Raw genomic sequence first — 11,681 nt, 5'->3', positions numbered from 1 at the left:
GAAAGGATGCCGCCCATGGCAGGAAGCTGGGGGACGGTGCTGACCGGTCTCGTTCCGCTCGGGCTGGTCATCTCGCTCTCGCCGCTCACGGTCATCCCGGCGGTGTTGGTGCTGCAGGCGCCGCGGCCGCGGCCGAGCGGTCTGGCGTTCTTGAGCGGCTGGGCGCTGACCCTCGCCGCGCTGACGGCGCTCTCCGTCGCCGCCTCCCACCTGCTCGGCGGCCTGGACAAGTCGCCGCCGCGATGGTCGTCGTGGCTGCGCGTGGTGCTGGGGTCGGCGCTGATCGTGTACGGCATCTACAAGTGGCTCAACCGGCACGGCCAGGCCGAGTCCCCCGCTTGGATGCGCTCGTTCGCCAGCATCACCCCGGCCCGGGCCGGGATGATGGGGGCGGTGCTGGCCGTGGTGCGGCCGGACGTGGTGCTCATCTGCATCCCGGCGGGATTGGGCATCGGCACCGCCGGGCTCGGCGTCGCCGGTGACTGGGTGGCCGCCGCGTTCTTCGTTGTCATCGCGGCGTCAAGCGTCGCGATCCCGATCTTGGCTTACGCGGCGGCCGGCAGCCGTCTCGACGACCCGCTGGCGCGGCTCAAGGAGTGGATGGACCGCAACAACGCCGCCCTGCTCGCGGCGGTCTTGGTGCTGATCGGTGCGATGGTGCTCTACCACGGGATTCACGCCCTGTAGCCGCCGTCCGCCAGTCCGGCGTCCTCCTCGAGCCTGTTGATGGCGCCAAAGACCAATTCGCGCAACAGCTCCCGGCCGTAGCCGGCGAGCATGCCCAGGTAACCGCGGTCCGCCCATTGCGCGGCGTGCCGCTCTTCGTGGTGCAACACCCGGTCCAGGTCGAGGCGGCTCGCCCGGGGCGTGCCGGCGGCGTCCAGATACCAGGCCCGTCCGGACGAGACGATCCGGCCAAGCTGCTCACCGGGGTCGCTGACCCTGCCCATGTTGACCATGAAGATGTCACCCCAGGTGGTGCCGCCGCGTTGGCTGAACAGCCGTTGGATCCCGTTGCCGCCCAATCCCATCAGCATGCCGTTGGGGGTGGTGACCAGGCGGCCCCCGTTGCGGTGCACGAAGGCCACGTCGCGGGTGTAGCTCCAGCGGTTTGCGTTCTGCCGGGCCATGATTCGCGCCACCTCGGCGGCGCCGTACGGGGTGGCCGGAAAGTCGGTGGGACGCTCGGCCGGTTTACCGTAGCCGGTGTCGGCGTTGAGGACGTAGGTCATCAGCACCGCGTCGCGCGCCCGGACACCGTCGGCGTAGGGCGGGATCAGGAAGAACGATTTGCCGTGCGGGTCGTTGAACTCGGCCATGTTCTCGAGGACCCCGAAGCGCGCGGCGGTGACGCCGTGCCGGCGGGCGATCTCGGCGACCACGCGGGCCGGCACGCCGCGGCGTTCGGCGTTGTCGCGCCACCTCATGCAATAGCCCTGTGCGTCCATGTCTTTTGACCAATTTAGGGTGTAGCGAATGAACAGGGGCCCCTGGCAACGCGCGCGCGGCATCAAACAAATCACCCGGGGACTGGGCACGCTCGATCGAGAGATCTTCGACGCCATCGCCGAGACCGACACCCCGCTGCTGGACACGATCATGCCGCCGCTGACCCGGGTGGCCGACAACTCCAAGCTGTGGTTCGCCATCGCCGCGGCCCTGATGGCCTCGCGGAACAAGAGCGCCCAGCGCGGCGCGACGCGCGGTGTGGTGACGCTCGCTGCCACCAGCCTGGTCACCAACCAGGTCGCCAAACGCGTCCGCCGGCGACAGCGTCCGGGGTATGAGTTGGTGCCGCTGGTCCGGCAGGTCCGCCGCCGCCCCACGTCGAATTCCTTCCCGTCCGGGCACTCCGCGAGCGCCGCGGCGTTCGCCGTCGGGGTGGGTTTGGAGAACCCGATGGTGGGTTTCGGGCTGGCGTTGCTGGCCGGCCTGGTCGGTCTGTCGCGGGTGGCCACCGGCGCGCACTACCCCGGCGATGTCATCGCCGGATTCGGCATCGGGGCGGGTCTGGCGGTGCTGGGCGGCCGCCTCGTCCCGCCGATCGCCGAAACCGCCCTCCCCAAGACCGAACCGCTTCGCGTCGAAACACCCGAACGGCCCGACGGCGCCGGGGTGGTGCTGGTCATCAATCCGGAGTCGGGCAGCGGCACCGGGGCACGCGTCGTCGACGAGGTGCGCGACGCACTGCCGAAAGTCGACATCCACGAATTGGGTCCCGACGATGACCCGGTGGAGGTCTTGCGCGAAGCCGCCGAGCGCGCCGAGGTGCTTGCCGTCGGCGGCGGTGACGGCACCGTCGCGGCCGCCGCCGGGGTGGCCATCGACGCCGGACTTCCCCTGGCGGTTTTTCCCGCCGGAACGTTCAACCATTTCGCCAAGGACATCGGCTGTGACACCGTGGCCAAGACCGTCGACGCGATCCGGCGCGGCAGCGTGGCGTGCGTGGACCTGGTGTGCCTCAACGAAAGTCAGATGGTCCTCAACACCGCCAGCATCGGCGCCTACCCGACCTTCGTGCAGCAGCGCGAAAAACTGGAGAAGCGCATCGGCAAGCCGCTGGCCGGCCTCTACGCCATGCTGCACACGTTGCGCCGCGACGAGCCCGTCCGGATCTCGTACGACAACAAGACGCTGCTGACATCGCTGTTCTTCCTTGGCAATTCCCTGTACCTGCCCACCGGGTTCGCGCCGGCGCGACGGACCCGGATGGACGACGGCCTGATCGACGTCCGCATGCTCGAAGCGGGACGACGGTGGGCGCGGACCAGGATCCTGGCCGCGCTCGCGCTGGGAGGGTTGGAGCGCAGCCCGCTCTATCACGAGCTTCAGGTGCCGGAGTTCAGCTTCGCCGCCGTCGACGGCCCGACGGTCATCGCCTGCGACGGCGAGGTCGGCGACGAATACGAAAAGGCCAGCTTCAGCGCCAAGTACCGGGTGCTTCCGGTGTTCCGACCCTGCGACTAAATCCCCTCGGTCAGGTCGCGCACCCGCGCGTAGTGCGCCAGTACCTCGGGTGCGGGGCCGGCGGCGTATTCGTCCGTGGGTGGCGGATGCCACGCGGGCGGTTGGGGCGATCCGCTCAACGCCCACGCCGCCTGCCGCGCCGCGCCCAACGCCACGTACTGCGCCGGGGTGGGTGCCAGCACCGGCATGCCGAACACCGTGGGGGCTATCTCGCGCAGTGCCCGGGATTGGGCGCCGCCGCCGACCAGCAGGATGCGGCGCGCGACGACGCCGTGCGCGGCCAGGTGGGCGACGCCGTCGGCGAGCGAGCACAGCAGCCCCTCCACCGCGGCCCGGGCCACATTGGCCGACGTCGCATTGGACAGGCGCAGGCCGTGTAGCGCACCAGTTGCGTTGGGCCGGTTCGGAGTCCGTTCGCCCTCCAGGTAGGGGACCAGCGCCAGACCCGCGCTGCCCGGCGGCGCCGACAGCGCGAGCCGGGACAACTCGTCGTGGTCGACCCGCAACATCGCGGCGGCCGCATCCAGCACCCGCGCGCCGTTGAGGGTGCACACCAGCGGGAGGTAGCGCCCGGCGCCGTCGGCGAATCCGGCGACGAATCCCGCGTCGTCACGGACGGGGTCCGCGGCGACCGCGGCCACCACCCCCGACGTGCCGATCGAGACGATCACGTCGCCCTCTTCGGCGCCCAGGCCCAGCGCCGCGGCGGCATTGTCGCCGAGACCGGCTCCGAAAAGTCCTGTGCTGCTGCGGGTTCGGCCCGAAGGTTCCAGTACGGTCGGCAGTTCGGGGTGACGGCCGCGCAGGGCCAGTTCCAGCAGATCGAAACGGTAAGCGCCCGTTGCGGCGTCGTAGTAGCCGGTGCCACTGGCGTCGCTGCGATCGGTGGTCAGCGCCGCGACGTCGGCCTCACCGCGCAGCCGCCACGTCAACCAGTCGTGCGGCAGACAGACCGCCGCGGTGCGGTCCGCGTGCGCCGGCTCGTGGTCGGCCAGCCACCGCAATTTCGCCACCGTGATCGCGGCCAGCGGCACGACGCCGACGGCCCGGGCCCACGCCCGCGCGCCACCCAGCTCGCTGACGAGGGCGCGCGCGGCATCGGCGGATCGCACGTCGTTCCACAGCAGCGCGGGGCGTATCACCTGTCCGGATGCGTCCAGGCAGACCATGCCGTGCTGCTGCGCGCCGACGGCGAGCGCGTCGACGCCATCGAGCCCGCCCGCGGCCTCGATGGCTCCATGGGCTGCGATTTCCCATGCCGCCGGGGCGATTTCGGTGCCTGGCGGGTGACTGGCGTGTCCCTCGCGGACCACCTTGCCGGTGGCGGCGTCGCACACCAGCACCTTGCAGGACTGTGTCGAGGAGTCGATGCCGGCGACCAGCGTCACGATCCGGCGGCCCCGATCAGGGCTCGCAACGTGGCGCGTGCGCCGTGCCGGTGCAGCGAATCCAGCGCCCACAGATAGGCGTCCCGGAGGCGCTCGTGATCGACGAGGTCGCCGAATACCGAACGGTTGGCCAGGAAGGCGGCGGGGTCGTCACGCTGGGAGCGGGCGATCGGAACCAGGGTGTCGGCGAGGCGGTCCACCACCTCGATCGGTTGGCCCTGCTCGTCGACGCCCTCGGCGTAGCGCGCCCAGCTGGCGACGATCGCCGCCGACAGGCGCACCGGGCCGCCGGAGCGCAGGTTGTCGCGCACCACGGGCAACAACCACTTCGGGATGCGGTCCGAGGACTCGGCGCACAACCGGGCCACGGTGTCGCGGATGTAGGCGTTGGCGAAGCGCGGCAGGAGCCCGGCCCGGAACTCGTCCAGCCCCGGGACGCGCTGCAGGGTCGGCGTGGCTTCCGAATTCATATAGCGGGCAAGGAATTCGGCGATCAGCGGGTCCTGGGCGGCTTCGTGTACCAGCCGATACCCGGCCAGGTAAGCGAAGTAACACAGGCCCTGATGGCTGGCGTTGAGCAGCCTCAGCTTCATCGCCTCGTACGGCGCCACGTCGTCGACGAGTTGCACACCGGCCTGATCCAGCGGTGGGCGCCCGTCGGCGAAGTCATCCTCGATGACCCACATGGCGAAGGGTTCCGCGGTGACGGGCCAGGCGTCGGCCACACCGTATTCGGAGCCGAGGCGCTCGAGGACGTCGGGCGTGGTCACCGGTGTGATCCGGTCGACCATCGAGTTGGGGAAGGTGGTCTCCTCGCGCATCCATTGCGCAAGTTCGGGATTGATCCGCTCGGCGTACGACGTGAAGACCCGTCGCGCCACGTCTCCGTTCCCGGCGATGTTGTCGCAGGAGACGATCGTGGGGGAGGACAGGCCGCGCTCGCGTCGCCGGTTGCACGCCTGCGCCACCAACCCGAACACCGCGCTCAGCGGCGGCTGGTAACCGCCCTCGGTGATGGTGAGCGAGATGATCCGGGTGGCCGGATCGGCGAGCAGATCGATCACGGAGTCGGGATCATCAGGCGCATAACGGTAGTCGACGATGGAGCCGATGACTCGCGGTTGCCGGGTGCCGTCGGGGTGTTCGAGGATCAGTGTGTACAGGTGGTCCTGGCCGCGCAGCGCGTCGCGCATGCGCTGGTCGCCCGGCAGCACACCGATGCCGCAGATGCCGAAATCCCGGGCGAGCCCGGCGTTGAGCAAGCGGTCGACGTACATGGCCTGGTGGGAGCGGTGAAAGCCGCCGACGCCGAAATGCGCTATGCCGATGCCGATTTGGCTTCGGTCATAGATCGGGACGGGAATCTTCAGGCGGGTCAGATTCCGTGCGTTCAGCTTCACTCGAGTGTCACCTTAGCGCGGACCGCTCAGCGCGGGGGCTAACTCGCCGTCAGGCGTTGGGGCACAGATCGCGTAGGGCGAAGATGACCACGTCTGCGGCCTGGCGACCGTTGATCCCGCCGGTTCCCTGGTCGGCGTCTGAGCGTTGCAGCGCCAGCCCTTCCAGCTGTTGGGGTGAGGCTCCCCAGGAAAGCTGCTGGCATAGGTCCGCGCCCATCTGCAACAGTTCCGGGTCGCCGCCGTTGATGGCGTGGATCCCGGCGTTGTGCAGGTCGTTGAGGAAGGCGGCCTGGTCGGCCCGCGCCGGGCCGGCGCAGAGGATCCCGGCGAGCAGAAGTGGGCCACTCGCCAGCGCCGCTCCCATGAACCGGCCATAAAGCCTGCGTGCCGCCATGCAACCTTCTCCTTATGTGTGTGCCCGATGCGGATGATGCACTTTTACACAAAAGTGCGAAAACCCGCTGCGCAAACAAATCGGGAGGGTGAATAGTCGGCAAAGACCGGTGGGCGGACACGCCATACGTGCGGATTGGCGCGTGGCCGTCCCGGGCCGTGCTTATGGATGGGCGATGTGCGAGAGGTCGGACGGCTGCTAGCTGGGGCACAGGTCCCGCTGGGCGTAACCGACGATGTCGTCGGCCTGCTGGGGAGTGAGCCCACCGGCGCCCTGCCTGTCATCGGAACGTTGCAGCGCCAGGCCTTCCAGCTGGGATGCGGGGGCGCCCCATGACAGCTGCTGGCATACGTTCAGGCCCGCCTGTAGCAGCGCCGCGTCGCCTCCGGTGACGGCGTGGATGCCGTCCCGGTGCATGTCATTGAGGAAACCGGCCGCGTCGGCCTGCGCCGGGCCGGCCCAGATGAGGCCGGCGAGAAGTGGGCCACCGAGTACGGCCGAGCCGATGAACCCGGTGGCGAGACGACGTCGCGACATAGTCCCTTCTCCTCTGAGCATCAACCGTTCTAATCACGATGTTAACTTCTACGTAACCTTCAGGGTAGTAATTGTTCACCAACAGTTTCCTGTGAATGACCTGCGGAAAATTAAAGTCCGTGGGAACAGAAGTCGGATCGGCCAACCGCGCCGGCCGTGCCCGGCGTTCGCGTCGCGGGCCGTCCCCTGACCGATCCGCCGCCCGACCACGGCGCGAATCGCTAGGCGGCCGTAGGGCGCAAGGGCGTTCGTGCAGGTCGATCGGCGCCGGCCGAGGGCGTGTCGAGTCGTGACCCCGTTGTGACGTCACCATTTGGAAACGGCGCGGTGCGGCGTGGCGCGTGTTGCGCGTCGGCTGCTGACAATTGGCCCGGTCGTGAAATGCGGCCTCGGTACGGCTAGGCGGGCCTGCTGCACCAAAAGAATGCCGAAATAGCTTGAGCGTGAATAAAAGGAGAGTTGAAGCTGATGGCGATCGTCGATCGGTTCAACATCAAAGTGGTTGCCGGCGCAGGGTTGTGCGGAGCTGCGATCGCGTTGAGCCCCGACGCGGCGGCCGCCCCGTTGATTACGGGCGGCCACGCGTGCATTGAGGGGCAGTCGGGCGAGGTGGCACCGGCCGCCGGTGGTCCGGCCGCAGCCGCCGGCACCGTCGCCGCGGGTGCACCTGCGGCCGGCGGTATGTGCGCGGCGCCGATGACTGACATGTCCGGCGTGCCGATGGCCGTGCCCGGGCCGCTGCCGATAGGCGCTCCGCTGCCGATCGTGCCGCCGCTGCCCCTTGCGCCGCCGGTGCCGGTGGTGCCGCCCGTGCCGGTCGTGCCGGCCGGTGCGCCGCTGATCGCCCTTGGTGGGCCGGCGGCCGCCGGCGCGCCGCTGGACGCGGCCGCGCCGATCATCGACATGTCCGGAGTGAAGGACGCACCGACCGGTCCGGCCCCCACCGGCGGGCCGGTGGACGGTCAGCCGGTTCGCCCCGGTCCCTCGGGCGCGAGCTGAGGCGGATAAGTCTCTACACGGGCCGGGCCCGCTGGTGTGATGCCAGCGGGCTTGTTTCGTTTGTCGGCGACCGGTGGCTCGGTGACCGGCCAACGCCTCCCGGCCTAGCGGCGATGAAACACCCACGCCGTCAAAATGATTGAAGCTCCGCACCCGGCTTGCGCCTGGGTGCGGAGCTTCGGGAAATGCGAACTATTCCTGGACGATCACCGGGTCGCCGACGTTGACGTGATCGTAGTACCACTCGGCGTCGTCGGGGCTCAGGCTGATGCAGCCGTGGCTGACGTTTTCGAGTCCCAGTGAGTTGACGGCCCACGGAGCGGAATGCACGAACAGGCCGCGGCTGGTGATGCGGACGGCGTAATTGACCGTGAGCAGGTAACCGTTGGGGTCGTCGACGGGGATGCCGACGCTGCTCGAATCCATGGTCACCGCTTCCTCTTTGGACAGCACGGTGTACGAGCCGACGGGCGTCGGGTATTCCGGCCTGCCCATCGAGGCGGGCATCACGCCCTGCTCCCCGAAGTGCGGCCGGTGGTGCGGCGCCGGCAGTGAGGTCGGCGGTCCCGCCTCGACGCCGTCGATGCTCACGGTGAAGGTGTGTTCGGAGATGCTGGCAACGCCGAGGACGGCGGGGCCCGTTTTGATCTCGGTGGACACCCCGCCCACGGTCAGCGCAATTGTGCTGTGCGCCGGCCAGTATCGATCCGGAACCCACTGGACGACCTTGTCGTCGAGCCACTGGAACTTGCCGGTCATCGCGGGCGTCGATTTGACGTCAACGGCACGCTCGGCGGCCGCCCGGTTGGCCGGGTTGGTGATGGGCGCACGGAATTTCACCATCACGGGGTGCGCCACACCCACGACCTCGTCGCGCGCCGGCAGCACCGACGCGATCGCGAAACCATGCGACTCGCTGGCCGCCGCCACGCTTACACCCGCCGGCGCCACGACCACATTCGCAGCGACTCCAATCACCGCAAGAACACACCGAACACCCGTCCGCATGGCTCCATTTCCTTTTAACTGACATAGTTGCAATAGGGATGATAAATGTGCGCTGACCTGCGGAAGCGTAAGGGCGCGTTGATATTTGGCCACGCGACGATCACGGTTTGGCCAAGGAGCGTTTAGTCCGGGGGCGTGATTGCGGCGCCGTGACCAGGCGCGTATGACCGCGGCCGACAACGCCAGCCTGACGGGGTGGCTGCGCCGAATCGCGATCGCGTTGTGATCCGCCCGTGACGCTTCGCCCACGACCGCTCGGCCCGTGGCGGCGGTGAGCTCGCCCAGCAAATGCGATCGCGGGCCGCAGACCAATATGGCGAAACTGCTGGCGCTTCGCGACGGCGGGTCGAATACTTATGGGAATGAGCAGGCCCGCACCGCCCGTGCTGACGGTTCAATCTAACTGGTCACGGCGCAGTTTTGCCGCCGGCCACGATGTCGTCGTCGGCAGTGACCTCCGCGCCGACATGCGCGTCGCCCATCCCCTCATCTCCCGCGCGCACCTGCTGTTGCGCTTCGATCGGGGCAAATGGGTGGCGATCGACAACGGGTCGCCGACGGGGATGTTCGTCAACGGCGGCCGGGTGCCCGCGGTCGACATCCGCGACGGCCAGATCATCAACATCGGAGGCCCCGACGGGCCGTGGTTGAGCTTCTCGACGGGGAACCACGACAGGGCGGTGGGCCAGCTACCGCCGACGGTGGAGGGAATGCAGGCCATCGCGCGCCCCGGCACCGCGCGGCCATCGCGTCCGGAGCCCCCGCGCCAGGCGTACGGTTCTGCGCCCCGCATCGCCCGGCCGCAACCCGCGCCGCCTCGCTACACCCACGCAGGGCCGCCGCCACCGACATCGCAGCAGTTCGGCGGGCCGCCCCGCGCCGTCGGCTACCCGAGTCGGCCGCCCACCAGCGGACCCCAGCCGGCACCGCCGCCCGAACGGCCCGCCCAGCCGTCGGCGCCAGGCCAACCGCTGACCGAAATCGGAGCGGAAGCACTCGAAGCCGCGCAGTTCGACAGCACCAACCTGCGCCGCGCGGTGCAGCGCTCCCGATCGAAGCTCACGGCGCCACCCACGGGCGCCGCCGTGATCGGCCGCGCCGAAGACAGCGACATCGTCATCTCGGACGTATTGGCCTCGCGCCAGCACGCCTACCTGGTTCCGGGCCCGAACGGCATGGAGATCCACGACGCGCACAGCATCAACGGGACCTTCGTCAACGGCACCCGAGTCCTGTCGGCACCGCTGACCCAGGGCGACGTCGTCACGATCGGCAACGTCGACCTGGTGTTCAACGGTGAAATCCTGCTTCGCCGCGCCGAAGCGGCCACCCGCACCGGCGGGCTGGAAGTGCGCGAGGTCGACTTCGAAGTCGACAGCAAACGGCTGATCCACAAGGTCTCGCTGACCGCCAGACCCGGTACGTTGACCGCCCTCATCGGCGGGTCGGGGGCCGGGAAAAGCACGCTGTCCCGGCTGATCGCCGGGGCCACCTGTCCCAGCGCCGGCTCAATCACGTTCGAGGGTCACGACATTCACACCAGTTTCGCCTCTCTGCGCAGCAGGATCGGGATGGTGCCGCAGGACGACGTCGTGCACCGCCAGCTGACGGTGACCCAGGCCCTGAGCTACGCCGCGGAGTTGCGGCTGCCGCCCGATACCAGCAAACAGGACCGCGCGCAGGTCGTCGCGCAGGTGATCGAAGAACTCGGGTTGACCAAGCACGCCGACACCCGGGTCGACAAGCTGTCCGGTGGGCAGCGCAAGCGCGCCTCGGTGGCACTCGAGCTGCTCACCGGACCGTCGCTGCTGATCCTCGACGAACCGACTTCGGGCCTGGATCCGGCGCTGGACCTGCAGGTCATGACCATGCTGCGACAGCTGGCCGACGCCGGTCGCGTGGTGCTGGTGGTGACGCACTCGCTGAGCTACCTCGATCTCTGCGATCAGGTGCTGCTGATGGCGCCCGGCGGCAAGACGGCGTATTGCGGCCCGCCCGGCGAAATCGAAGCAACCATGGGAACCACCAACTGGGCCAAGATCTTTGGCATGGTGGGCGCGGACCCCGACGAAGCCAACCGTCGTTTCCTGGCCCAGCTCAAACCGCCGCCGGCCGCGGCCGAAGCGGAGAAGCCGGCGGATCTGGGGAGCCCGGCACGGTCCAGCACCCGTCGCCAGTTCGCCACGATCGCGCGCCGCCAGGTTCGGTTGATCGTTTCCGACCGCGCCTACTTCATCTTTCTGGCGCTGCTGCCGTTCGTGATGGGCGCGCTGGCGCTCACCGTTCCGGGCTCGACGGGATTCCGGGTCGCCGACCCCAACGGTGAAGGCTCCGATGAGCCCGGCTCGGTGCTGATGTTGCTCACCATGGCCGCCGTCTTCATGGGTACCGCGCTGACGATCCGCGACCTCATCGGCGAGCGCCCCATCTTCCGCCGAGAGCAGGCGGTCGGCCTGTCCACCAAGGCGTATCTGCTCGCGAAAATGGCGGTGTTCTTCGTGTTCGCCGTCATTCAGTCGGCGATCGCGACGACCATCACGATCCTGGGGAAGGGAGCGCCGACCCGGCCGGCCCTTCTCCTCGGCAGCGCCACGCTCGAGCTGTACGTCGCCACCGCCGCGATGTGCGTCGCCGCGGCGATGGTCGGCTTGGTGCTGTCGTCCCTGGCCCGGTCCAACGAGCAGATCATGCCGCTGCTGGTGGTGTCTCTGATGCTGCAGTTGGTGCTCTGCGGCGGGATGGTGCCGGTCACCAACCGGATCGGCCTCGACCAGATGTCGTGGGCGGTGCCCTCGCGTTGGGGGTATGCGGCGCAGGCCTCGACGGTCGACCTGTGGGCGATCGAGCCCGGGCCGCTCGCCCCGAAGGACAGCCACTTCAAGCACACGGCGAAAACGTGGCTGTTCGACGTGGGCATGTTGGCGTTGTTGACCGTCGTGTACGCGGGATTCGTGGGGTGGCGCAGCCGGCTCAAGCGGCATTGATCCC

The 11,681-nt window shown here is 69.0% G+C and carries 10 protein-coding genes; 4 read left to right on the top strand and 6 right to left on the bottom strand.

Annotated features, from left to right (window positions below; translation table 11 throughout):
* The first annotated feature begins 15 nt into the window (after nt 1-15).
* Nucleotides 16-687 (top strand): GAP family protein, encoded by a 672-nt coding sequence (locus G6N50_RS17575; protein WP_083099842.1) that lies wholly within the window; start codon nt 16-18, stop codon nt 685-687.
* Here the strand turns inward: G6N50_RS17575 and G6N50_RS17570 are convergent.
* Nucleotides 675-1,448 (bottom strand): hypothetical protein, encoded by a 774-nt coding sequence (locus tag G6N50_RS17570; protein ID WP_083099843.1) that lies wholly within the window; start codon nt 1,446-1,448, stop codon nt 675-677. The genes G6N50_RS17575 and G6N50_RS17570 overlap by 13 nt on opposite strands.
* A 28-nt stretch (nt 1,449-1,476) precedes the next feature.
* On the opposite strand from G6N50_RS17570, the gene G6N50_RS17565 reads away from it, so the two are divergent.
* On the top strand, nt 1,477-2,967 hold the full coding sequence (locus G6N50_RS17565) for a bifunctional phosphatase PAP2/diacylglycerol kinase family protein (protein WP_083099845.1): 1,491 nt from the start codon (nt 1,477-1,479) through the stop codon (nt 2,965-2,967).
* Here G6N50_RS17565 and G6N50_RS17560 read toward each other — a convergent pair.
* The 4 genes from G6N50_RS17560 to G6N50_RS17545 form a co-directional block, all read right to left on the bottom strand.
* Nucleotides 2,964-4,355 carry an FGGY family carbohydrate kinase gene (locus G6N50_RS17560; protein ID WP_083099846.1) on the bottom strand — a complete coding sequence of 464 codons (1,392 nt, stop codon included), beginning with the start codon at nt 4,353-4,355 and terminating at the stop codon, nt 2,964-2,966. The genes G6N50_RS17565 and G6N50_RS17560 overlap by 4 nt on opposite strands.
* Entirely contained in the window at nt 4,352-5,755 is a 1,404-nt protein-coding gene (locus tag G6N50_RS17555) for a mannitol dehydrogenase family protein (protein ID WP_083099848.1), read from the bottom strand. Before G6N50_RS17555 ends, G6N50_RS17560 begins: the two co-directional genes overlap by 4 nt.
* Before the next feature lie 49 nt (nt 5,756-5,804).
* Nucleotides 5,805-6,149, bottom strand: coding sequence for a DUF732 domain-containing protein (locus tag G6N50_RS17550; protein ID WP_067837517.1), 345 nt, complete (start codon nt 6,147-6,149; stop codon nt 5,805-5,807).
* A gap of 198 nt (nt 6,150-6,347) precedes the next feature.
* Nucleotides 6,348-6,686, bottom strand: a complete 339-nt coding sequence (locus G6N50_RS17545) for a DUF732 domain-containing protein (protein WP_083099849.1) — start codon at nt 6,684-6,686, stop codon at nt 6,348-6,350.
* A gap of 468 nt (nt 6,687-7,154) precedes the next feature.
* Between G6N50_RS17545 and G6N50_RS17540 the strand changes: the two genes are divergently transcribed.
* Nucleotides 7,155-7,685, top strand: a complete 531-nt coding sequence (locus tag G6N50_RS17540) for a hypothetical protein (protein WP_232068773.1) — start codon at nt 7,155-7,157, stop codon at nt 7,683-7,685.
* A gap of 192 nt (nt 7,686-7,877) precedes the next feature.
* Here the strand turns inward: G6N50_RS17540 and G6N50_RS17535 are convergent, their stop codons facing one another.
* Nucleotides 7,878-8,693, bottom strand: a complete 816-nt coding sequence (locus tag G6N50_RS17535) for a L,D-transpeptidase (protein WP_083099852.1) — start codon at nt 8,691-8,693, stop codon at nt 7,878-7,880.
* Between the two features lie 362 nt (nt 8,694-9,055).
* On the opposite strand from G6N50_RS17535, the gene G6N50_RS17530 reads away from it, so the two are divergent.
* The gene (locus G6N50_RS17530; RefSeq protein WP_083099854.1) at nt 9,056-11,677 is read left to right on the top strand and encodes an ATP-binding cassette domain-containing protein; all 2,622 of its coding nucleotides are present in this window, start codon (nt 9,056-9,058) and stop codon (nt 11,675-11,677) included.
* The last annotated feature ends 4 nt before the right edge of the window (nt 11,678-11,681 follow it).

Source organism: Mycobacterium mantenii (assembly GCF_010731775.1).
Lineage (GTDB): Bacteria > Actinomycetota > Actinomycetes > Mycobacteriales > Mycobacteriaceae > Mycobacterium > Mycobacterium mantenii.
Note: the sequence above shows the minus strand (reverse complement) of the source record. Positions and strands in the feature narration are given on the sequence as shown.